The sequence below is a fragment of the Bacillus cereus group sp. MYBK5-2 genome (genome assembly GCF_051915685.1).
GTDB lineage: Bacteria > Bacillota > Bacilli > Bacillales > Bacillaceae_G > Bacillus_A > Bacillus_A cereus.
On sequence record NZ_JBQAFE010000003.1, the window covers coordinates 37516 to 59341 of the forward strand.

Below are 21826 nucleotides of genomic sequence, written 5' to 3' on the forward strand. Positions count from 1 at the left end.
TTTTGATAATAGAGAATGGATTGAGGCCCGTTTTATGATAAAATAAAAGAAAATTCTGTTTATTATTAGGGGGATAAAAATGAGTGTAAAAGCTGGGGATGTATTTAAATATGAAAGAAGATTTACTGAGGAAGAAGTTTTTGAATTTGCAAATATTACCGGTGATAAAGGTAGACACCATGTGGAATACGATGAAAATGGAAGATTAATGGTTCATGGTTTATTGACTGCTAGCATTGGGACGAAAGTGGGAGAAGAGTTACATTACATAGCAAGAGAATTAGTAAGTGAGTTTATTAGACCAGTTTTCACAGGAGATACGATCACTTGTGAACTAACTTTAACAAATGTTGAGCAAATGGAAGGCTATAAAAAAGTTTCAATCGAGTCAGTTTATCGCAATCAGCATGAAAAGACTGTACTAGTTGGGACAAGTTATGGAATTATAAGGGGATAAAAAAGAAGCCTGTTTAACAGGCTTCTTTTTTATTATTTAGTAAACACGTTTTCGATTTTCTGCATAACTAGAGATGAGTAATAATGCAGTTTCTTCTCCTATATTACGAACAATATGAGGAACACATGCATTCCATGAGAAAGAATCACCTTCTTCTACAATTGCAATATCTTCACCGTGCTGAACTTCTAATTTTCCGCGTAATACAAGGTGACATTCTTCCCCTTCATGGGCATTTGGTGAATTTTCTTTCGGGAATCCAGTAGGGATTTCTACTAAAGATAGGCGAAGGCCCCCTTGCTCCGCAACATGTTCAATTCTTTGCTCATCTTTGCCGTATACACTGTATTTCCGTTCTTCTTTTTTGACAATTTTTAATCGATCTTTTTGCTCTAACAATAAATAAGGAAGGGGAACGTTTAAAAAATTGGAGATCGTTTCTAAAGTTGAGATAGATGGTGATGTTTTATTATTTTCAACCTGACTCATAAATCCTTTAGAAAGACCTGTTCCCTCACAAATTTGTGCGATTGTTATGCCCCTACGTTGACGAATTTCACGTATTGCAGAACCAATATTCATAAAATCAAGCTCCTTTTTGTAAACAACTATTTGTATCATAGCAAAAAAAATATATTTTTTCCCAGTGAAAATGAATTGACGAATAAAAAAAATTAGTGTATGTTTTGTAATGTAAATAAAAGTTTTGTATAAGAAAACTATAAAGGAGAGAAAGAAATGAATCAACATATTGGTAACTTAATTATTCGTATCGTGTTAGGGGTAACATTCTTCATGCACGGTTTAACAAAATTCCAATCAGGAATTGACAATATTGCAGGGTGGTTTACAAGCATTGGTTTACCAGGAGGACTTGCATACGGTGTAGCAACATTTGAATTAGTTGGAGGCCTATTATTAATTCTAGGTTTAGGTGTAAGATATATTGGATTATTATTTGCGCTTGTTATGGTTGGAGCAATCGTAAAAGTGAAATGGTCAGCTGGTTTATTGGGAGATGGAAAAAATCCTGGTTTCGAATTAGAACTTGCATTATTAGCAATGGGTGCATATTTATTTGTTGCAAAAGCTGATGGTTTTGTAGATAATTTCTTAAAAGAAAAAATGTCAAAGAAGAACTAATTTAAATGGGGGGGCTAACAAGATGAGTTTTCAACTTCATCCCGATACAACACTTGATGTTGTTCATTTATACGTATCTAATGTAAAGAAATCACTAGAGTTTTATACGGAAGTACTAAGTATGAAGGTGCTAAAAGAAGAAGAAGCAGTCGTTACATTTGGGAATGAAAATGATGAACCACTTCTTATCATTGAAGAAAAGAAAGAAGCTTTTCCGAAACAAAGAGCAAGAACAGGGTTATATCATTACGCAATTTTATTACCAAGTAGGCAGGATTTAGCGAATGTTCTTCGTCATCTTGTAGAGATGGTATATCCACTACATGGCGGAGCCGATCATTACTTTAGTGAAGCTCTTTATTTAGCTGATCCAGATGGAAACGGGATTGAAATTTATCATGATCGACAAAAAGAAGTTTGGCGTGATGAGAATGGAGAACTCCCATTTGTTAGTAACCCGTTAGCTGGTGAAGAATTATTACAGCAAGGAAGTGCATGGAATGGATTTCCAGTTGGTACTGTGATGGGGCATATTCATTTCCATGTAGCTGATTTAGAGGAAGCGAAACGTTTCTATGTTGATGGTCTTGGTTTTGAAGTAACGATCCCAGCTCGTAATGGAGCGTTGTTCGTATCAGCAGGTGGTTATCATCATCATATCGGTTTAAATACGTGGCAAGGTGAAGGGGTACCACCGCAAATGCCAGGTTCTGTTGGTTTAAAATATTTCACAATTGTACTAGCGGATGAAAAACAAAAAGAGCAAGTATGTGAAAGCTTAAAAAATATTGGCAAGATTGCTACGTACAAAGATGGAATATTACAAGTCGAGGATCCATTTGGACATTGTATCCATTTCAAAATAAAAGGAGAAGCCTAAAAAGGCTTCTCTTTTTTATTTTCTTATAATTGCATTTTCGTTTTGTAAAAATAGTTCGTCAAATTGTTTTGCAAGCTCAAAATCTAGTTTCGTTAAACCTTTTGCATTCCAAGATGACAAAGTAATAATAACTGCTTTATACTGGATAAGGATAAATGGATGGTGATTATGTTCTTCTGATAGTTTGGCGGCTTCAGAGACAAATTCGACTCCTTTTAAGTAGTCGGAAAACATATATTTTCGTTCAATCCATTTCTCATCTTTTACCATCCATTTATCTACCTTCAATAATTCCTCGTGAACTTCTTCTTCAGTTAATCTTAGCATCATTTTTCACATCCTTTACTGGAAGTAACGCAAGACCATTGTTAATAAGGCGTGTTACAGCTTCGTCAGTTGTGAAAGTAGAAAGTTGATGTAGTAATGCTGCAGATGTTTCATGCCCTTTGTTATGCTCTAAAAGTAACTCTAATACTTCAAGGCGCAGCAACCATTCTTTCGCATAAAATTTATTTAATACTTCTTGAATTGCTACTAATTGATCGATATGCGCTTCGTGTAAAATCCCCTCACTTCGAATATCTCGAACTGTTTGATACATACGTTCAAGTTCATTCAGTACAAGTGGAGCAGGAATTTCTTGAACTTCTTCATCCATTGGGAAAAATGCTGCTGCATCTGCGGCACCTGGGAATACTGAAGTGATTTGTGAGCCAACAGCCATATCAAATGCGCCCCATGAAGCATCAAATAAAACGCGGGCGTTATAAGTAACTGTGCAATCGATAAAGGAAATAAGAGCAATTTTCTTATCGTTTTTTACAATATCTGTTACTGTTCCTTTTACATGAATACCACTTACAAAAGTAAACTCAGCGATAGTTCCAATTGTAATTCCTAATGATTGTAGTTGTTCGTCTGTACAATTTTCTAATGCAATATTTTCAGTGAGTAATCCAATTGGTGTTCCAAATCCGTCACTGTGTACAGAAGTAGAATGATTCGCTAACTGTTTATTATGAAGTGCTAATGCCGTTGGCGAATTTGTTCGCATGTAAATTAATTCACCTGCATCGTTTTCAATTGTCTCGCTAAATGTACCTGTAATTTGTAATCCGCTATTTAGCTCAGCTGTTGCATAGTTCTCAGAGCGAATTGCTTTTTCTAAACCTTCTTTTCCACCTGTTTTAAAGGCCATTGTTTTAGAAAATGTTTCAAGCGCATCTGTTAATTCTTCAAAGGACTTGCAAACGAATAGTTGTGGTTGCATTTTTGTTACGTCATAAGTTGTCCCTGTACATGCTTCGATAGAAAATGGAACTTTTTCTACAGCGTCTGTTAAGCAATGTTTGCTTTCGCCAACAGAAGAAAGGAGACCAGCACCATATATTTTTGGATCATCTATATTTCCAATCAATCCATATTCTACTGTCCACCAGAAAAGACGTGAAATTTGTTCAGCTTCTGATAAACCAGAAACTAAGTTTTGTTTTTCAATTACAGCATTTTCAGCAGCCTTAACTTCATCAGGAGTAGAAGTAGGGCTTTCTTTTACTATCGTTAATGTACGAACAGCTTCAAATGCATCATGTTCTTCTTTTGTAGAGAAAGCTTTTGCACCAATTTGCCCAAAACGTTTCACATATTTTGCATATGTAGGATCAAGTAAAATCGGTGCGTGTCCTGCGGCTTCGTGTACGATATCTGGAGCTGGTGTGTACTCGATATTTTCTACTTTCCGAATATCTGTTGCGATTGGTAGTAATCCGTGTCCTTGGAAATCGAAGAATGCTACGCCGGGAATAAGTCCGTCAATCGTTACAGCACCCCAGCCACTTGGTGCCAAACACTCATTCATTTCTTCTACTTTTGGAATTGAATCTATATTAATACCAGATGATTGTAGTCCGTTCACATAGGCTGGATGAGCAACGTCTTTTAAGAAGCTATGATTTTGTCTCATAATATAACGCCACACAGCGTGATTCACCGGTGTGTATTGATCATAATGTTGTGTGGATACGAATGGTTTTAAATGTGATGGAATTTCTGTTTTCTTTGTCATTTAGACATCCTCCTTTTTTTCAATAAAATTGAATATCGATTTCGTATAGCTTGTATCACCTCCTTTCATTTTTGTAAGCGCTTATAAAATTTTATCATAAGATTCGGAATTATTTAACATCTGTTTCTGTGAGAAATAGAAAAAGCCCCTATCGGAAAGTCCGATAGGGGCGAAAGAATCGCGGTACCACCCTATTTGTAAGTGAAAATATACTTACATCTCAATTAATGATAACGGAAAAATTCCGTCTTTTCCTTCATGCATAAAAGCACTACGAAAAAGAAGCTCCAGAATTGTAATTCATACTTATATATGTGCTAATTTCCACCGACCATTAGCTCTCTGTAACAGGGATATAAGATACTACTGCGATTCTTTCAACGCGTATATATGAAATTGTGTAAGAGGATGGACGCAAAAAAGTCCCTATCGGAAAATCCGATAGGGACGATAAAAATCGCGGTACCACCCTATTTGTAAACAACTAATTGTTTACCACTCACTTTACGATAACGGAAAGATCCGTCTTTCTCTTCATGCATAAAAAGCATTACGGGAAAGAAGCTCCAGAATTGTAATTCACGCTTGTATATGTACTGATTCGCACCAACCATCAGTTCTCTGAGACAGTGATATAAGTCGCTACTAGTATTCCTTCAAAGCCGATATATAATTCGTTCAACTAAACTATGTTTTGTATTATAAAACTATATTAAAAAAATTGTCAACAAAATTTTTTTATCCCGTGTTAATGAGCAGTAAAATTCCTACCTCAAAATTCGGTTGGAGTAAAGAAGTGAGAGGGGAGATTAACTGCCCGTAACTCCCGATTGGTGAAGGCTAATAATCAGTGGGGATGAACGAAATCTCCACTGATTAAAGTTTCACTTTATTTCACTTCTAAATTAACAGTTAAATTAGAGGTATTGCCAGCTGCATCAGTTGCTACAATGTGAATAGTATTTTTTCCTTCTTGTAATTGAGTACGATCGAAATAAATGTCATAGCTTTTCTCCCAAGGGTTCAGGAATGCCTGGTCCCATACACCATTTCCATTAATTTCATATTGCATTCTCACTGGAATACCAGGTGCTATCCAACCAGATTCTGACATCCAATCTAGTAGAATATCATCAACTTTTCCTTTAATTACGAGATTTTCTTGGTCAACTTCGTATGTTAACTTAGGTGCAGTTCGATCAAGAAATACAGCAGCTGTTTGTTTTGTTTCTCCGCCAGAATTAGAAGCAACTGCTTCGATTTGATATAGCCCGTCAGCTAAAGGAGTGCCATCGGCTTTTGTACCATTCCATTTGAAAGGTTTGTATCCAGGAGTTGCATTTTTAGCTTGATGGATAATCCCTTGATACGTTACACGTTCTTTCGTAACTAAATTTGCATGCAATGTGACATCATCCACAGGCGCAACTAAATAGTAGTTGATGAGATTATCATCTAGTACGTGGTCGCCATTTGGGCTAAAAGTAGAATTAATAATTTCAAGTCCATCGATACGTTTATAATCTTTAGGATCGATACTAAATGTGAATGGAATTCGAATTTCTTCTTTTGCCCCTTGTTCTTTTACATATACATTTCCAGTATACACACCTTGTGGTAGTGAGCTATCTACATTGATAGTAAATGGTTTTTCGGTACTACTATTTGGTTGTATGCTAATCGATGAAGGGACAGAAGCTCTTACTTTTGTGTTTGTGTTTGCATCTAGTAATTCCACACGAGTTGAAAAACTTTTCTTTTTACTAGAAAGGTTTTGTAATGTAACATTTTGCGTCAGTTTTACTTTTCCGCTATTGGGCTTAATAAGACCGAAGCTGACATTGTTAGGTTTTACTAATACATTTGTTTGAGCTGCTTTCGGAATGTTAATTAAACCAGATCCTTGTGCCATAACAGGGTATGCATTTTCATTGACATCATGTAATGTTTTGGCATTGTTGGCAAGAGCCGCTTTCAATTGTTCTGTCGTCCAATCAGGATGCATTTGACGCAAGAGGGCAACCGCTCCAGCTACTTGCGGAGCAGCCATACTTGTTCCGTTATGCGATTCATAGCCGCCTCGCGGTACTGTACTAGTAATTTGTACTCCAGGTGCAACAACATCAGGCTTTATTAGCCAACTTCCTTGTGATGGTCCTCTTGAACTAAAGTTACCGATAAGTTCTGTTTGCTTTGGTTGTCCAATTTTTATATTTTTCTTTCGTTTTGTAATTAAAGTTTTTAATTCTTCCCCATTTGTATTTGATAATTGCATTACTGGGACAGCTAGATGTTCACGTGAAAAATATTCCGGCATCATATTAATTTCTTTTTCGCTAGAGATTAATAACACACCAAGTGCACCAGCTTGCTTCGCTTGTTCTGCTTTTACTAATGTACTAGAAGTACCTTGTAAAATAAGTGCGAATTTCCCTTTCACATCTTGTTTTGCATAATCACTTGGATTGCCATAACCAACATATACAAGAGGAGAATCATTTCCTATTGGAAAATCGGATTTTGATAATGGTAACCCTTGATATGTTTTGCTGGAACCAGTTACTTGGAATGTTGGAAACGGGATAGAAACCGTAGATGCTCCAACAGAAATGACACTACTTGCGTTACCGGGAGCATCAACAGACCAAGGTTTTGGTCCGTCATTTCCATTTGAAACGACAGCAGTAACACCAAGTTTCGCTGCCCGTTCTAACGTTAATGTTACAGGCTGATCAGGTACATTTAAATCCTGCCCAAGGGAGAGGTTTAACACATCCGCACCATCTTGAATTGCTCGCTCAATTCCTTGGATAATATCATCTGTTGTACCAGTTCCACCGTCATTCATTACACGATAGGCTAGAATAGAAGCGTTTGGAGCAACGCCTTTAATTTTTCCGTTACCCGCAATAATTCCAGCTACATGAGTACCATGTACGTTACCATCCATTGGATCGTTATCTTCATCAACCGTGTCATATCCACCGATATAATTTGCCTTTAGGTCAGGGTGTGTATAGTCTACGCCAGAGTCGATAATGGCTACTTTCATGCCTTTTCCATCAAGCGGTTTGCCAAATGGATCTTTTAAATTCCACGCTTCAGGTGCACCAATTGTCGGTCCACCGATATTTGGTGCTTCTTCGTTAATAGCACTTTTTGATGTTTCATGCAATTTATATGTTAAGTTCGGATAGACTGCTTTTACTTCAGGTAAAGAGGCAAGAGAGGTAATTTGATCTCCAGGAATTGAAATAGAGAATCCGGAAAATAACGTATTATACACTTCTTTAATTTTTGCACCAGGTGCTTTTTCTTTTATTTTCTTAGTCGTATCTTCTTGTGCTTTTTTGAGCTCAGCATGATAAGACTGTGCATTACTATTTTGTAAATCTGGAGCATGCTGAATATTACTTTGAGCAGCGAGAGGTGCATGTTGTAATTCTACAATTACTGATATTTCTTTTGTTGTTTTCGTTTCAACATTTTGAGCGATTTTATGTTCTCCCCACTGTTCAATCGTTGTTTTTAATTGTGGACTAAATTGCTTCTCCTTTTGTAGTGATTCAGCATGAGCACTTAAAGCTCCAAAACTAGAAAAGACAAGCGCCATGCTTAATAGTGTAGATGTAGTTTTTTTCATTGATACTCCCCCTAATAAAAAAGTGCTAATATTCAGAAATAAAATCTTGCATTTTAGTTAGAAATTATACATATAAATGTTGGCTAAACTATACTTTCGACATAATTCATACCAATCCTCTATGGATTGAAAATTTCTTGGGAAATTTTTTCTGATTATGTCGAATCGATATTTTTCACATATTGTAGGGATAAAGTGAGGAATGCTATGAGGGAAATGGAGTGATGGTATGAAAAGGCTAATAGTAAGTAGTAGTGTAGTGTTGTTTATGTTTTTATGTTCTATCACTATTACTAGTGCAGAAAATAATAGTGTGAAAGTTGCTTTTATTCGTCATCATAATCTTTGGATTAAAGTTGATGGGAAAGAAATACAGATTACAAAAGGAGAGTACATAACAGGGCCGAAGTGGTCATATGATGGGGAATGGCTAGCGTATGTAAAAAGGAAGAAACAAAGTATTCTTGAGTTATATCGGCTGAAAGATGGAAAGAAAGTTACGCCGTTTCACTCAGAAGCATCGAATTATCAATGGTCACCAACAGAAAATATAATTGCATTTATATTTACAGGTACATTAAATACATTTGATGTAGAAAAAAAGAATGCAGATTTTGAAAATGTATCGGCTGGTGTAGGGGATTATGCATGGTACCCCGATGGAAAGAACTTTCTTGTATCCTCTGAAGCGCACTTACTTCCAACAGGATGGACAGGGGCTCAGCTATATGAAGTGCAAAAAGATGCACATATGAATCCTCACAAAATGAAGCATTTGTATGCATTGCCAAATGAACACGATGATTTTCTAGCGCTAGTAGCAAGTGGCTTTAAGTGGTCACCAGATCAAAAGTGGATTTCATTTTTAGCAGTACCGACAGCTTCATGGTCAGCTGATAGTAATACGCTTTGCTTAGTTCGTGCAGACGGCAGTCGGTTTGAAAAAGTAGATCAAATGTTATTAAACGCACAATGGTTTCAATGGGCACCATCAAAAAATATATTAGCTTATATTGAAGGGAGCGGAAGAGTTGCATTAGAAAATAAACATTTAAAAGTAAAGGAATTGCCAGCGCTTCAGCAGAACATATTTACGCCGAAAGGATATGTTGATTGGGATTTTGTATGGAAGAACGATAGAGTAATTATCGTTTCACGAGCAAAAGAGGCAGGGATAGAAACTCCACCAGAAAAAAGGCCACTACCATCTTTATATGAGGTCGATAGTACAAGTAATGCACAGCATCAAATCACAAAGAAAACGAACAAGCAAGGGGATTACCACCCGATCTTCATGAAGAAGAGTAATCAATTAATTTGGATACGTTCAGACCGTAAGAAAGCGGATGTATGGCTTGCTCATAAAGATCGGAAGCAGGAAAAGAAGTGGATTGAAAATATAGATGTACCAGCGTGGTATTATGAGAAATGGAATTGGGGAAATGTTATCTCGGTGAAAGAAGAATAAAAAAACTGCCTAAAAGATCATTTTAGGCAGTTTTAATTGTTATTTATGTGTTTTATTTGGCTTTTTTTTCGCTGGGTTTCCGTTCCCTTGGCGCTTTCTATTTTGTTCATCTTTTGCTTGTTTTTCATGTAGTGTATCTAAAAATTCATTCGAGTTACTCATGTTTATATCTCTCCTTTCATTTTGTCATGATTACTATAACCATTTAGGAGGATAATCATGAGTTAGAAGTTAGACACTTAATTTTCTTCGATAATGTAAGTAAAATATTCCATACATAACAAATAGCATGAGTAAAACTTGTAACTCTACATTTTCTTTTAAAATAGCTGCGATAGTGTCTGGTAAGTACGGTGATTTATCGTTTGTGCTTAAACCTAACCATTTATTTAAGAGGCTAATGGTACAAAACATAAAAACACCGGACCAGCTTGCCGTAATTGCTTTTTGCTTAATTTTTGTTTCACGTTCATCATCTGTAATCCAAGGATTAGCAGTTTTATCACTACTAAAGAAGCCGTTTATATATCCCCATACAATCATTCCAATAAAGACAATTATCCATTTCATATATGTAATTCTCCTTTCTGTGTAAAAAGTTTTTTACATATAATATTGTAATATTTTACAAAGTTTCATGTCAAATGTTTTTTACATATTGGTTTTCATATAGCAGGAATAAAGTATGAGATAGGGAAGAAATATGTAAGAGGATTTCATAATGAGAGGAGGAAGGGGATGAAAATCGTCTTTGTTCGGCACGGGGAAGGAGAACATACAAGGGATTTGCCATCAAGTTTAAAAGTGCTTCATCCGCCATTGACGGATGAAGGAAGGAATCAGGCTAAATTACTTCAATGCAATGTGCCATTACAAGAGACGGATATATTAATTGCTAGTCCTACACTTAGAACTTTGCAAACGGCGACAATATGGAGTGCGAAAGTTGCTTGTCAAAAAATCGTTCATCCATATGTATCTCCGCGTATTTTTCCTTATCGAGAAGAAGCGAGAACATTACCGTGCGATTATATAGTAGATCAGGGAATGATAACAAAGTTATTTCCGCATTTTTCGATAGAGAAAAGCTCAAATAATCAGTTATGGAAGGAAGGTATAAACACTATTTCAGAGAATAGTTTTCAGCAAATAGTAGATGAATTTCTTCTTTGGTGTTATGAACTGGGTGCGGAAAGAATTTGTATTGTATCTCACGATGGAACAATTACAGCATATAGGCAACATTTACAGAAAGTCGTTTTAACTAGATCAGATTTTTTGAAAGAAACAGGTATATATGAAATGGATTTATCCCATAAAAGTCTGATTGATAAGGGCTGATTATAGGATGGAGGTTGTTTGTTGAATATTGCATTAGTAGTTGGTTTTAATTCGGATTTAGAGGCGCAATCAATACGAGCATCTCTTGAATATTTTGGTGCAAGGGTTGTGACATATTGGATTGGTAGACCGAAAGATTTTGTGGGAGTTCTTTCTGGAAAGAACTTATTTAACGATATTAATTATATTATTTTTTGCTTTCATGGTGAAGAAGGGAAGTTTGTCATGGAAGAGTTAGGCGAAGAAGTATATGAACAAGATGAACCGAGAGGGTATTTTGGTGCAGAAGAAATTTATGAATATGCAAAATTGCATAATACACATATTGTCAATAGCGGGTGCACGTTAGGGGAGCAAAATCTAGCAAAATCTTTTTTACGTAGTGGTGCGAAATCATATATTGGATCGATTGATTATGTAGATGGAAATGCAGCAATTATGTTTACTATACGCTTATTTTATGGGGTTATTAACCATGGGAAAACGTTAGAAGAAGCCTTTCAAGAAGCGAGTTTAATTGATGAGGAGACACATACATTTCGATTCTATAATTAGTGTGAAACACGTTTATTCTATATTCGAATAAACGTGTTTCACATTTAACTCACATTTTTTTCAATGAAAATGGTTATCACTTGTGGTATGATATGTTCAAGTTTTTACAGGTAATAAAAGTTACTATATAAACGTTAGTTTTTAATGTTTCATACGCATGTCACAGATTATTCATAATTAACGTTTGAAAAATAAGTAACTAATGTTATTATATTATCTGTAACTAACTTAATTACAACTTTAGGAGGAAGATATGGCTATTCAATTTTTAAGAGAAAACAAAGCAGTTTCTTTTGCATTAGCAGTAATTCGAGTATATCTTGGTTACACATGGTTAATGGCTGGAATCGGTAAACTACAAGGAAAAGGATTCGATGCAACAGGTTATTTGCAAGGGGCAATTGAAAAATCTAAAGGTGCACAACCGGCTGTTCAATCTTGGTGGGCATCATTCTTACAAGAATTTGCAATTCCAAATGTGGATTTGTTTAATACACTTGTAACATGGGGAGAAATTTTAGTCGGAATTGGTTTAATTGTAGGCTGTTTAACAAAAACAGCGGTCTTTTTTGGTCTTGTAATGAACTTTTCCTATATGTTTAGTGGGTCAATTGGTGTGAACCCTGAGATGGTTATCTTATCTATGTTTGTTCTTGTTTCCGGTATGAACGCTGGGAAATTTGGAATGGATGGCTTCGTTATCCCGAAAGTATTAGGATCAAAAACTCCAAAACGCCAAAAGCAAGCTGCTTAATATATGAAAACGGGTATCTCATTTTGAGATACCCGTTTATGTTATTTTTCAACTTTAATCGGATTGTTCTTAAAGAAATCTTTTACATACCCGACAAATTCTTGTGGTTCTTGGCGAAATGGTGCATGATAACCTTTTTCAATAATATGTAAAGTGCTATTTTTTAAGAATTGATGATACGTTTCTCCTTCTTTCCAGGAAACGCTACTATCATTTCTGCCCCATATAATTAAAGTTGGCTGTTTTATTTCATTTGCATTAATTTTAAGACGTCTAGGCCATAATTTCATTTTATTATAATGCTCTTCATCATTACGTTTGAATTTCACTTTGCTTTCATCATAATCTGTAATAGAAGAAACGGCATTTAAATCAGTCGACAATTGTGGTTTTGGTGAGCCTTGTTTATTAACGAATGTATGAGGGCCACCTGTAGCATCAGTTAAAATAAGGTGAGTAACTGCTTCAGGATATAAATATGTTAAATTTAGAGAAATTTCTCCCCCCATGGAATGCCCCAGTATTGCGAATGAATCATACCCTAGTTTTTTCATTAATTTATAATACAAATTTGCATGAGTTGGAAAAGAATAATAAAAATCCATTGGCTTAGATGAGCGCCCGAATCCTAAAGCATCTACAGAAATAATTGTATGATCTTTTGCTAAATCGGAGTAAATCTTTTGAAAACCATCTGATGACCCTCCAAAGCCATGAATCATAAGTAAAGGTGGTTTTTCATTACCAATCTTTTTAAAGTAAATGGTTTGACCATCTATTTCTACCATTTTTTCCTCGGTAGCTAGTTTCGCTGTAATTGTATTTTTAACTTGTTTTACTTGTTCTACTGGCTTTTCTGCTGCACTACATCCTACTAATAGTGTAAGAGTAAGACAACCTACCATAAAATAGCTAAATCGCTTCAATTAGGTGTCTCCTTTCTAACATAACGCTGTATCTATCATAGCAAATAGCATATTACGATTTCCAGGAAGTTGGCTACCATTTTTTATCATAAGAGGTGAAAGGAGCGTTTCTTGGAAATTTTCTGTTTGAAGAAATTGACGAAATGTAAATTGTGAGTGTGGAACATCAATTCGTACTATACCATTCCAACATTCACATATCTTTTTTAATAATTGGATAGCATCTTCTTCTTGCTTGGCGATAAGTGGATTGATACATAATATATTGCCCTTTTGTATGCATAATGAAAAAGCTTCTATACAGTTATTTCTTTCAATTTTAAAAGAGTATACGGCCCTTGGTAATAGCAAAGAGTAAAGTAGAGAACGATTCATACCAGTTGCAATTTGATCCAGAGAAGTAAGAGATATAAGGTCTTCTTCTTGTACTTGTTGTAAGTGAGAAGGATACGTCTTAATAGTCTGCTTTTCAAAACGATGAATCGTTGTTGCTGTTTGAAATCCACATGATGTGTATAGAGGTTCGCCAGCTTTTGTCGCAATAAGTGCAATGGGTTGTTTTGGATGAATTTGTTCCAAGCAATGATTTAGCAACATGCGCCCTAATCCGCGTCCTTGAAAATTAGGGTGAACGATTAACATACCAATGGAAGCGAAGTTACTTGGAAAGGGAAATACTCCTCCAGTCGCAATGAGTTTGTTTTCATGAATGTAACCTACAAGTGTGCCGATAGAAAGATACATTTCGAATTGTTTTTTCATAAAAATTTCATCGTGTAACCATCCAACAGATTTGCAAAGATTAAGTAATTCAAAAATAAAAGACTCATTTAGCTTTACTATTTTCATAAAGGCTCACCGCATTTCTATTTATTTTCATAAAAATAGAGTCAAAATGTAAAAAAAGAGATTTACGTTAAATGAAATCCAACTTGTTTATATTTAAATTGTAAAGGGCGGGATGATTGATACAAAAAGACAAAGTTATACAAATTATAACTGATATTTACATAAGTTAACAAAAAATTTACATACAGCTAATTTTCTCTTAATAGTCTTCCATTAAATTTGATAGTGGGAAATGAATAACCTAATTAGGGGGACAAGACAGTGAAAAAGTTTGTGAAAAAAGCATGGCCATTTGCAGTTGTGGCATCATTAGCAGTTACTTCGGTAGCAACATGGAATTTTACTCGTTCTAGTGAGGTTAATGCAGATGAGAACGGAAGCAATGCAAAGATTAAAAATGTTATCGTATTAATTGGGGATGGTATGGGCCCTTCATATATGACGGCTCACCGTTATATGAAAGATAATCCAAAAACCTTTGAAATGGAATCTACAGAATTTGATAAGCATCTTGTAGGAACACAAAAAACATACCCAGAAGATGAACATGAAAATATTACAGACTCTGCATCGGCAGCAACAGCTATGTCAGCAGGGATTAAAACATATAATGCTGCAATTGCAGTTGATAATGATAAAGCGGAAGTGAAAACAGTTCTTGAGCAAGCGAAAGAAAAAGGGAAATCAACGGGACTCGTTGCAACTTCTGAAATTACACATGCAACACCAGCTGCTTTCGGTGCGCATGACATTAGCCGTAAAAATATGGACGCAATTGCAAATGATTATTTTGATGAGAAAATTAAAGGGAAGCATAAAGTAGATGTTATGCTTGGCGGCGGCGTAAAGAACTTTGTTAGAAAAGATCGTAATCTTACAGAAGAGTTCAAGAAATCTGGTTATAGCTATGTAACGGATCGAGATCAATTGTTAAATGATAAAAATGATCAAATTCTTGGTTTATTTGCACCAGGTGGATTAGATAAAATGATTGACCGTAATGAGAAAACACCTTCATTAGAAGAAATGACTAATGCAGCAATTGAGCGTTTGAACAAAAATAAAAATGGTTTCTTCTTAATGGTGGAAGGAAGTCAAATCGACTGGGCTGGACATGATAATGATATTGTTGGTGCAATGAGTGAAATGGAAGACTTCGAAAAAGCTTTCAAAGCAGCGATTGAGTTTGCGAAAAAAGATAAAAATACGTTAGTTGTTGCAACGGCAGATCACGCTACTGGTGGATTATCTTTAGGTGCCAATGGCGAGTATAACTTTAAAGTAGATCCAATTAAAGCTGCAAAGCGTACACCAGACTTTATGGCAAATGAGATTGCAAAAGGTGCAAATGTAGAAGAAACATTGAAAAAGTATATTGATTTACAATTAACTCCAGAAGAAATTCAAGCTGTAAATGATATAGCTCCTTCAAAAGATGTAACAAAGATTGATAATGCAATTGAAGATATTTTCAATAAGCGCTCGGTTACAGGCTGGACAACGGGTGGACATACAGGGGAAGATGTGAACGTATATGCATTTGGTCCAGGTAAATACTTGTTCTCTGGCGTTCAAGAGAATACAAATATAGCGAAACGTGTCTTTGATATTGTTGGCGGTGGCGATCCGAATAAAGGAAGACGCTAATTAAGAGCGAAAGTGAGGCGAAATGCCTCACTTTTCTTTTTAGGAGTTGGGAATATGAAAAAGTTATTTAGGAAATTAAGATTCCTTTTAGTATTTGTAGTATTACTAGTCGGATGTCAACAAGAAGAGAATAATGTAGAACAAAAATCTACTACTAAAAAAACTGAGGAAAAGGTACAAATAACAAAAGAAGAAGAGAGATCTATTCAAGATGTTATTCATACATTTGTGCGAACGACGAATGAAAAAAATCTTGCAGAACATATGGAGTTATTTTCAAAGAAGATGCCTAGTACTGAAGACTTAAAAACACAAAAAGAAGCCGCATTTCAAAAGGGAAATAAGAAAATTGAATTGGAACATATAGATATGAAAGTTAGTAAAGTAGGGTATGTTATTGTTGAAACGAAAGAAAAGGAAGTAGACGACAGTATCACTCTTCAAAAGAAAGTACAGTATGCCCTTGGAAAAGAAGAGGATAAATGGAAGATTGAAGAGGTTCGAACGATAGAGAAAAAATAACGTGAAACTTTAATAAGTGTAGGAGTCGTACTTCCCAAAATGGTAGAAAAAAGGTTCTCATTGGCGAGAACCTTTTTTTATAGTGGTAGCATAATTTGATTTGAACATGCCTCAATATCATCAATATCTTGACGAATTGTGGCCATTTTATTATCCAGATCTTCAGCTTTCATTGCTGCATCATGTAGTTCATCTTTTAAATACTCCGGTATTTTCCCTTCATATTTATAATAAAGTTTGTGTTCTAAACTTGCCCAAAAGTCCATTGCTAGTGTACGTAACTGAATTTCTGCAAATACATCTTTTGTACCAGAATTTAGTGATAAAGGGTATTTAATAATCATGTGTAAACTTTTATATCCGTTTCGTTTTGGGTTAGCGATATAATCTTTTACTTCTATGACTTCCATATCTTCGCGTTTTTGAATGACTTCTTTCAAATGATAGATATCTTCTACGAAGCAACATGTAATACGAATACCAATAATATCTTGTAAATGTGTTTGAGCGTTTTCAACTGTTGGTAATAAGCTTTTGCGCTCTAGTTTTTTAATAATACTTTCAGGTTGTTTTAGTCTTGTTTTTATATGTTCAAACGGGTTGTAATCCTCTAGAAATTGAGCTTCCCGGTTCATAATTTCAAATTTAGTTTTTAACTCTTCTAAAGCAAATGTATATGGTAATACAAAAGCTTTCCAGTAGTTAACTGTTGATTGATTATATTCCATTTATATACACACCTTTTCCTATTTGCAAGTGAGGTCGTTATTATACTAAATACCAAATCATATAAGCGCAAGCAGCAAATGATGAGATCATAAAGCGATATTTAGTTTTCATACTTTCAACTCCTTTCGAGTAAGATTTTATATAAATAAACGTGATTGTTAATAAGTTCACTATGTACAGTTTCTATAGTAATAGATTCGTGTGAATTTCGTATGAACTAATTGTTTCAGCTTTTTGTCTTTTTTGCTGTTAATCATAATTATTATTCGGATTTAAAGTGTTTTTATTTGATTTATCTATTTGTATAAATTAATGTATATTTGAATTTATAGTTATTGAGGAGGATATATGGTGAACTTTGAAGAATTAGCAATTGCTAGACGTTCTGCAATGAAATTTATACAAGGTATAGAAATCCCTAATGAGGATTTTAAAAAAATATTTGAGTTAACTAAGCTTTCTCCATCTTGCTATAATTTGCAGCACACACATTATGTTGTAATTCGTGATCAAGAGCGAAAAGAAAGATTAAAAGAATTAGCTTTCGGTCAATATAAAGTATCGAGTGCATCAGCGGTAGTGCTCGTTTGTGGTGATAAAAAAGCATACCAAAATGTTGAAAATATTTACTTCGGTATGAAAGTTTTAAAAATGATTGATGAATGTGAATATGAAGATACAATTAGGCAAACGAAAGGTCTATATGAAGGAAAAGGAGAGCGTTTCATGGAGGATGAAGCGATTAGAAATGCTTCGTTAAGCGCGATGACTTTTATGTACGCAGCTAAATATTATGGCTATGATACATGTCCAATGATTGGTTTCGATGAAAAAGCAGTACAAAGTGAATTAAATATGCCGGAGCATATAGTACCTGTTTTAATGATTACGATAGGAAAAAGTGATACGACTAAAACTCGCCCACGAGGATATCGAAAGCCGATTAGTGAGTTTGTTACATACGAATCGTTTTAATAAAGTGAAACTTTAAATCAGTAGGGGTCTTACTGCCCGTTAATGCGAGACAAAATTTATTTAACTATAAAAAACAAGGGGATTCTAAATGGAATCTTCTTGTTTGTGCAATTGACAAATAGAATGAAGTTTTATAATATATAAATCGTAATCATTACGTTTTAGTTGCAATCTTTGAAAGAAAGGAGAATTAAATATGCGTGTAAATATTACATTAGCTTGTACGGAGTGCGGCGATCGTAATTACATTTCTAAAAAAAATAAACGAAACAATCCAGAACGCATCGAACTAAAAAAATATTGTCCACGATTAAAGCGAGTAACGTTACATCGTGAGACGAAGTAAAAGACTAGAGATATCTCTAGTCTTTTTTTTATAGTTCTTTGGTTTTGTTTGTTATAATTACCTTAAAATGTAATAAAGGGAGCGGTATGATGAATCAAAAAGATAAAGAAAGAAAAGAGCGAGTGGCTCATATTATTAACATTCCAGATGAATATAGTCTTGTTGTAGATGATCAAGAAGGGGTTGATGACCCGTATCATCTATTATGGTGGGAGCATAAAGAGGATCAGGAGAGAACGATACAAATTACATTGAATAGACATACTGGTAATTTAATTGAGTTTAGGATAGATGATGAAAATTCTTTTTCAAGTGGTAAGGAAGCGATAGAGGAGAAGAAGGCAAGGGAGATTGCAAATGCGTTCTTGAAAAAATATACAAAAGAAGGATATGAATTCTATACATATGTAACGGTTAAGGACGACAGGCGTGGTTGGAAAGAAGTAAATTATATGCAAGAAGTGAATAGCTATCCATTGCCGAATACAGGGTGCGTTGTGCGAGTGAACCCTTCAGGTAATGTTGTGCAATTTCATTACAATGGACAAAAAGCTATAGAGAAAAAACCGTTATGGCCAAGTGAAATTGTTGAGGAGAATATCGTTTTAGAAAATTTGAAAGCTAGACAAGATATGAGACTTGTATTTATAGATTTAACATACTCTTCATGTGAGTATGAAAGCGGGGAAGAAGTAAAAGGGTACCATCTTGTATATGAACCAGAGCCTAGTCATGCGTTTATTGATGCAAGTACAGGTAAAGATTTATATGAGCCAGATCATTATAAATTGCCTTCGGCTGTAGCTGTTGGAAAATCGAGAAAAGGTAACGAACGAGGTGACATATTCGAATTATTTGACTGGAATAAAGAAGGTTTTACAAAAGTAGATGAGACGGAAAATGATGATGAAATAAGGATGAAATTTGTTCCGAAAGAGGAATTACAAAAACAGAAAGAAGAAAAGAATCCATATTTAATGAATGAATTCTTTAAAAAGCATTTACCGATGTTGAAATATAATAATTTAGTTAGCGTTACAATTGATAAATTAACCAATGAATTAACTGGTTTTATAAAACTGACAGATGATAAAGAAGTAAAGCAAATACTGTCTAGAGAGGAATGTTTACAAAAAGCACTTCAATTTTTAGAACGAGTTATTCCAGATATCAAACAATATCTGCGTCTTTGGGAGGAACGTGAAGAAGCAGAAGATGGGATTGAAAGATTTATCTTTTCTGTATATATAAATGATATTCCGGCAGAGTATAACCAATTTATGATCAACATCAATGCAGAAAATGGTGCTGTTATGCACTACTCGGGGGAGTCTAGCAACTTTATAAAAAAATTACTTACATATGAAACAACACCAAAATTAATAAAAGAAAAAGCGTTAGAAATATACAGAGCGGCTATCCGAGTTAAATTAGAATGGTTTTTAGATCATGATGCAGAGGAAACGAAATACAAACTACTGTACAAACAAACGACAGATGAAAAACATAAAGAACCTTTTGATTGTAGTCGGGAAATTCGTTATATTGATGCCCAAACTGGGAGAAAGATTTGGAGTAAGTAAAATAAAAAGAGTTATTTTTCAAAGAAAATAACTCTTTTTATTTTTATAATTTGCCTGTTCGCTTTTCAAAAGTAAATGTGATAGGAAGATTGGAATGAGAACTATCACTTTTAAATATTACTTTCCATTCTTTAGTATGGGCTTTAATTTCAAAATTAAGAAGATTCATCGCTCTACGTTTATCTATTTCTAAAAACATATTATGAATTTCTGGTTCTTGCTGTAAATTAAGAGCCTTTAGTGTGACTGTAAATGTGAAAAAATTCTGCCCTTCATATACTATTTTTGATATTTTTGTTTTTTGTGTATTTAACAGCACATAAAAACGGTCTGATGGAGTTAATTGTACAGAGTCATCAGTAATTTCATTCTCGCTATTATGAAGTTCAACTAAGAAAGATGTACTATGTGAAGAATCTTTTTTGCTTGTAATCTGTAATTCAGTAGGAATCATCGGTATTTCATAAAAGTCATTCCTTATTATATTATTGTAATCCTCTGAAAATTTACGGACTTCTTTTGGAAAAGAGTCTTCTTGTGTACTTAAAAAAGTTTTATGTTGCTTTGGAATTTTTTTACTAAAATTTAATGTTTCTTTAAAGTAATAATTGGATCCAGTTAAAAATAAAAAACTACAAATTAATAAAAAAATTCGATACAGATTTTGAAAATGAAAGAACAATAGTATACATGTAATAATTCCAATTACATAGAAAATAAAGATAAGTAGTTCTAGTTTTGAGTGAAACGAGAAACCATAGTTATGAAAAAATTTTATTCCAGTTATAATTTGAGCTCCAAAAAATAAAGAAATTCCAAATTGAAAAAATAATAAATCAGGCCCTCTTTTAATAACAAAAGTAATGAACGAAATGAAAAGTAAAAATACCCCTAAATAAATTGTTACATTTAATAATCGTTCTAATGTAATCATGAATAATGTCCCCTTTAATAGCATATTCATATATAAATAACAATTTTATATAATTATAATATAACAATAAAATATTTTAAATGTTGGAAGTGTTGAGTTTTATAAATAAACTGTACAGACACAAACAACCTCACGCCCACATACACATAATAAAGACCACTATTTTGGCGGAGGTGAAAGGTTTGAGTCTATTCGCCGCAATTGGATATATGGTTCGAGAAGTGTTTGTCTTTGTTTCTTATGTGAAGAATAATGCGTTCCCGCAGCCGTTATCATCAGATGATGAGAGAAAGTACTTAGAGTTAATGGAGCAAGGTGATGCTCAAGCGAGAAATCTTTTAATTGAACATAATTTACGGCTTGTAGCTCATATCGTTAAAAAATTTGAGAACACAGGAGAAGATGCAGAAGATTTAATTTCAATTGGTACGATTGGGCTCATTAAAGCGATCGAGAGCTATTCTGCAGGAAAGGGAACGAAGCTTGCGACGTATGCAGCACGCTGTATTGAAAATGAAATTTTGATGCATTTACGTGTACTAAAGAAAACGAAAAAAGATGTTTCACTTCATGATCCGATCGGGCAAGATAAAGAGGGCAATGAAATATCGCTTATTGATATATTAAAATCAGAGTCTGAAGATGTAATTGATATGATTCAGCTTAGTATGGAGTTAGAAAAAATTAAAGAGTATATCGATATTTTAGACGAAAGAGAAAAAGAAGTGATTGTGAAACGTTTTGGACTTGGGCTAGATAAGGAGAAAACACAGCGGGAAATCGCTAAGGCGCTTGGTATTTCTAGAAGCTACGTATCACGGATTGAAAAGCGTGCTTTAATGAAAATGTTCCACGAGTTTGTCAGGGCAGAGAAAGAGAAAAAAGCGAAAGAGTAAAGTGTATTAGAAGCAGCCATATTTAAAATGGGCTGCTTTTCTTATTGTAAATAAGAAAAGAAAACGCGTTATGCTAAGAAGAAATACATGTTCACTGTTGAAAATGACGGATT

At 34.5% G+C, this 21826-nt stretch carries 23 protein-coding genes and 2 other annotated features; of the genes, 13 read left to right on the plus strand and 10 right to left on the minus strand.

Annotated features, from left to right (window positions below; translation table 11 throughout):
* The first annotated feature begins 79 nt into the window (after positions 1-79).
* Positions 80-457: a MaoC/PaaZ C-terminal domain-containing protein gene (locus ACTFP3_RS12445; protein ID WP_000111564.1), complete on the plus strand. Its 378-nt coding sequence runs from the start codon at positions 80-82 to the stop codon at positions 455-457.
* A 36-nt stretch (positions 458-493) separates the two neighbouring features.
* Here the strand turns inward: ACTFP3_RS12445 and ACTFP3_RS12450 are convergent, their stop codons facing one another.
* Positions 494-1039, minus strand: a complete 546-nt coding sequence (locus tag ACTFP3_RS12450; protein WP_001020693.1) for a helix-turn-helix domain-containing protein — start codon at positions 1037-1039, stop codon at positions 494-496.
* A 156-nt stretch (positions 1040-1195) separates the two neighbouring features.
* Between ACTFP3_RS12450 and ACTFP3_RS12455 the strand changes: the two genes are divergently transcribed.
* Positions 1196-1600 carry a DoxX family protein gene (locus ACTFP3_RS12455; protein ID WP_001071553.1) on the plus strand — a complete coding sequence of 135 codons (405 nt, stop codon included), beginning with the start codon at positions 1196-1198 and terminating at the stop codon, positions 1598-1600.
* Between the two features lie 22 nt (positions 1601-1622).
* Positions 1623-2480, plus strand: coding sequence for a VOC family protein (locus ACTFP3_RS12460; RefSeq protein ID WP_086386120.1), 858 nt, complete (start codon positions 1623-1625; stop codon positions 2478-2480).
* Between the two features lie 15 nt (positions 2481-2495).
* Here the strand turns inward: ACTFP3_RS12460 and ACTFP3_RS12465 are convergent, their stop codons facing one another.
* The 3 genes from ACTFP3_RS12465 to ACTFP3_RS12475 form a co-directional block, all read right to left on the minus strand.
* On the minus strand, positions 2496-2810 hold the full coding sequence (locus tag ACTFP3_RS12465; RefSeq protein WP_000979538.1) for a 4a-hydroxytetrahydrobiopterin dehydratase: 315 nt from the start codon (positions 2808-2810) through the stop codon (positions 2496-2498).
* Positions 2791-4545, minus strand: coding sequence for an aromatic amino acid hydroxylase (locus ACTFP3_RS12470; RefSeq protein WP_440010655.1), 1755 nt, complete (start codon positions 4543-4545; stop codon positions 2791-2793). Before ACTFP3_RS12470 ends, ACTFP3_RS12465 begins: the two co-directional genes overlap by 20 nt.
* Before the next feature lie 162 nt (positions 4546-4707).
* Positions 4708-4935: a binding site (T-box leader), on the minus strand.
* A 50-nt stretch (positions 4936-4985) separates the two neighbouring features.
* Positions 4986-5214: a binding site (T-box leader), on the minus strand.
* A gap of 220 nt (positions 5215-5434) precedes the next feature.
* Positions 5435-8188 (minus strand): S8 family peptidase, encoded by a 2754-nt coding sequence (locus tag ACTFP3_RS12475; RefSeq protein WP_078439794.1) that lies wholly within the window; start codon positions 8186-8188, stop codon positions 5435-5437.
* Between the two features lie 229 nt (positions 8189-8417).
* Here ACTFP3_RS12475 and ACTFP3_RS12480 point away from each other — a divergent pair, with 229 nt between their 5' ends.
* Entirely contained in the window at positions 8418-9656 is a 1239-nt protein-coding gene (locus ACTFP3_RS12480) for a TolB family protein (protein WP_440010657.1), read from the plus strand.
* A gap of 39 nt (positions 9657-9695) precedes the next feature.
* Here the strand turns inward: ACTFP3_RS12480 and ACTFP3_RS12485 are convergent, their stop codons facing one another.
* Positions 9696-9818, minus strand: coding sequence for a DUF4023 domain-containing protein (locus ACTFP3_RS12485; RefSeq protein ID WP_000071866.1), 123 nt, complete (start codon positions 9816-9818; stop codon positions 9696-9698).
* A 69-nt stretch (positions 9819-9887) separates the two neighbouring features.
* Positions 9888-10226, minus strand: coding sequence for a phosphoglycerate mutase (locus ACTFP3_RS12490; protein WP_440010658.1), 339 nt, complete (start codon positions 10224-10226; stop codon positions 9888-9890).
* A 168-nt stretch (positions 10227-10394) separates the two neighbouring features.
* On the opposite strand from ACTFP3_RS12490, the gene ACTFP3_RS12495 reads away from it, so the two are divergent.
* The 3 genes from ACTFP3_RS12495 (at position 10395) to ACTFP3_RS12505 (ending at position 12306) form a co-directional block, all read left to right on the plus strand.
* A complete protein-coding gene (locus ACTFP3_RS12495) occupies positions 10395-10997 on the plus strand; it encodes a histidine phosphatase family protein (protein WP_440010660.1) in 603 nt (200 codons plus the stop codon).
* A gap of 18 nt (positions 10998-11015) precedes the next feature.
* Complete coding sequence (locus tag ACTFP3_RS12500) at positions 11016-11552, plus strand: delta-aminolevulinic acid dehydratase (RefSeq protein ID WP_440010662.1); 537 nt, start codon at positions 11016-11018, stop codon at positions 11550-11552.
* A gap of 253 nt (positions 11553-11805) precedes the next feature.
* Positions 11806-12306: a DoxX family protein gene (locus tag ACTFP3_RS12505; protein ID WP_065222836.1), complete on the plus strand. Its 501-nt coding sequence runs from the start codon at positions 11806-11808 to the stop codon at positions 12304-12306.
* A 41-nt stretch (positions 12307-12347) separates the two neighbouring features.
* On the opposite strand, the gene ACTFP3_RS12510 is transcribed toward ACTFP3_RS12505, so the two are convergent.
* Together ACTFP3_RS12510 and ACTFP3_RS12515 are read right to left on the minus strand one after the other, a co-directional pair.
* Positions 12348-13232 carry an alpha/beta fold hydrolase gene (locus ACTFP3_RS12510; RefSeq protein WP_000819810.1) on the minus strand — a complete coding sequence of 295 codons (885 nt, stop codon included), beginning with the start codon at positions 13230-13232 and terminating at the stop codon, positions 12348-12350.
* 15 nt (positions 13233-13247) lie between these two features.
* On the minus strand, positions 13248-14081 hold the full coding sequence (locus ACTFP3_RS12515; RefSeq protein ID WP_000706687.1) for a GNAT family N-acetyltransferase: 834 nt from the start codon (positions 14079-14081) through the stop codon (positions 13248-13250).
* Positions 14082-14342: 261 nt separating this feature from the next.
* Between ACTFP3_RS12515 and ACTFP3_RS12520 the strand changes: the two genes are divergently transcribed.
* The gene (locus ACTFP3_RS12520) at positions 14343-15728 is read left to right on the plus strand and encodes an alkaline phosphatase (RefSeq protein WP_000714912.1); all 1386 of its coding nucleotides are present in this window, start codon (positions 14343-14345) and stop codon (positions 15726-15728) included.
* Between the two features lie 54 nt (positions 15729-15782).
* Complete coding sequence (locus ACTFP3_RS12525) at positions 15783-16250, plus strand: hypothetical protein (RefSeq protein WP_440010664.1); 468 nt, start codon at positions 15783-15785, stop codon at positions 16248-16250.
* Positions 16251-16327: 77 nt separating this feature from the next.
* On the opposite strand, the gene ACTFP3_RS12530 is transcribed toward ACTFP3_RS12525, so the two are convergent.
* Entirely contained in the window at positions 16328-16978 is a 651-nt protein-coding gene (locus ACTFP3_RS12530; protein WP_000456230.1) for a GTP pyrophosphokinase, read from the minus strand.
* A gap of 349 nt (positions 16979-17327) precedes the next feature.
* Here ACTFP3_RS12530 and ACTFP3_RS12535 point away from each other — a divergent pair, with 349 nt between their 5' ends.
* The 3 genes from ACTFP3_RS12535 to ACTFP3_RS12545 all read left to right on the plus strand — a co-directional run bounded on the left by ACTFP3_RS12535 (position 17328) and on the right by ACTFP3_RS12545 (position 19883).
* Positions 17328-17954 (plus strand): nitroreductase family protein, encoded by a 627-nt coding sequence (locus ACTFP3_RS12535; protein WP_044306410.1) that lies wholly within the window; start codon positions 17328-17330, stop codon positions 17952-17954.
* Between the two features lie 196 nt (positions 17955-18150).
* The gene (gene rpmG, locus ACTFP3_RS12540; RefSeq protein WP_001265617.1) at positions 18151-18300 is read left to right on the plus strand and encodes a 50S ribosomal protein L33; all 150 of its coding nucleotides are present in this window, start codon (positions 18151-18153) and stop codon (positions 18298-18300) included.
* A gap of 89 nt (positions 18301-18389) precedes the next feature.
* The gene (locus ACTFP3_RS12545) at positions 18390-19883 is read left to right on the plus strand and encodes a YcdB/YcdC domain-containing protein (RefSeq protein WP_046393002.1); all 1494 of its coding nucleotides are present in this window, start codon (positions 18390-18392) and stop codon (positions 19881-19883) included.
* 43 nt (positions 19884-19926) lie between these two features.
* On the opposite strand, the gene ACTFP3_RS12550 is transcribed toward ACTFP3_RS12545, so the two are convergent.
* The gene (locus ACTFP3_RS12550; protein WP_002024823.1) at positions 19927-20847 is read right to left on the minus strand and encodes a hypothetical protein; all 921 of its coding nucleotides are present in this window, start codon (positions 20845-20847) and stop codon (positions 19927-19929) included.
* A 152-nt stretch (positions 20848-20999) separates the two neighbouring features.
* Between ACTFP3_RS12550 and sigK the strand changes: the two genes are divergently transcribed.
* The gene (gene sigK / locus ACTFP3_RS12555; protein ID WP_000051382.1) at positions 21000-21713 is read left to right on the plus strand and encodes an RNA polymerase sporulation sigma factor SigK; all 714 of its coding nucleotides are present in this window, start codon (positions 21000-21002) and stop codon (positions 21711-21713) included.
* The last annotated feature ends 113 nt before the right edge of the window (positions 21714-21826 follow it).

Excerpts from the sequence above, each read along its gene's own strand:
- ACTFP3_RS12445 (WP_000111564.1), top strand. The coding sequence starts at position 80 with ATGAGTGTAAAAGCTGGGGATGTATTTAAATATGAAAGAAGATTTACT.
- ACTFP3_RS12450 (WP_001020693.1), bottom strand. The coding sequence starts at position 1,039 with ATGAATATTGGTTCTGCAATACGTGAAATTCGTCAACGTAGGGGCATA.
- ACTFP3_RS12455 (WP_001071553.1), top strand. The coding sequence starts at position 1,196 with ATGAATCAACATATTGGTAACTTAATTATTCGTATCGTGTTAGGGGTA.
- ACTFP3_RS12460 (WP_086386120.1), top strand. The coding sequence starts at position 1,623 with ATGAGTTTTCAACTTCATCCCGATACAACACTTGATGTTGTTCATTTA.
- ACTFP3_RS12465 (WP_000979538.1), bottom strand. The coding sequence starts at position 2,810 with ATGATGCTAAGATTAACTGAAGAAGAAGTTCACGAGGAATTATTGAAG.
- ACTFP3_RS12470 (WP_440010655.1), bottom strand. The coding sequence starts at position 4,545 with ATGACAAAGAAAACAGAAATTCCATCACATTTAAAACCATTCGTATCC.
- ACTFP3_RS12475 (WP_078439794.1), bottom strand. The coding sequence starts at position 8,188 with ATGAAAAAAACTACATCTACACTATTAAGCATGGCGCTTGTCTTTTCT.
- ACTFP3_RS12480 (WP_440010657.1), top strand. The coding sequence starts at position 8,418 with ATGAAAAGGCTAATAGTAAGTAGTAGTGTAGTGTTGTTTATGTTTTTA.
- ACTFP3_RS12485 (WP_000071866.1), bottom strand. The coding sequence starts at position 9,818 with ATGAGTAACTCGAATGAATTTTTAGATACACTACATGAAAAACAAGCA.
- ACTFP3_RS12490 (WP_440010658.1), bottom strand. The coding sequence starts at position 10,226 with ATGAAATGGATAATTGTCTTTATTGGAATGATTGTATGGGGATATATA.
- ACTFP3_RS12495 (WP_440010660.1), top strand. The coding sequence starts at position 10,395 with ATGAAAATCGTCTTTGTTCGGCACGGGGAAGGAGAACATACAAGGGAT.
- ACTFP3_RS12505 (WP_065222836.1), top strand. The coding sequence starts at position 11,806 with ATGGCTATTCAATTTTTAAGAGAAAACAAAGCAGTTTCTTTTGCATTA.
- ACTFP3_RS12515 (WP_000706687.1), bottom strand. The coding sequence starts at position 14,081 with ATGAAAATAGTAAAGCTAAATGAGTCTTTTATTTTTGAATTACTTAAT.
- ACTFP3_RS12525 (WP_440010664.1), top strand. The coding sequence starts at position 15,783 with ATGAAAAAGTTATTTAGGAAATTAAGATTCCTTTTAGTATTTGTAGTA.
- ACTFP3_RS12530 (WP_000456230.1), bottom strand. The coding sequence starts at position 16,978 with ATGGAATATAATCAATCAACAGTTAACTACTGGAAAGCTTTTGTATTA.
- ACTFP3_RS12535 (WP_044306410.1), top strand. The coding sequence starts at position 17,328 with ATGGTGAACTTTGAAGAATTAGCAATTGCTAGACGTTCTGCAATGAAA.
- rpmG (WP_001265617.1), top strand. The coding sequence starts at position 18,151 with ATGCGTGTAAATATTACATTAGCTTGTACGGAGTGCGGCGATCGTAAT.
- ACTFP3_RS12545 (WP_046393002.1), top strand. The coding sequence starts at position 18,390 with ATGAATCAAAAAGATAAAGAAAGAAAAGAGCGAGTGGCTCATATTATT.
- ACTFP3_RS12550 (WP_002024823.1), bottom strand. The coding sequence starts at position 20,847 with ATGAATATGCTATTAAAGGGGACATTATTCATGATTACATTAGAACGA.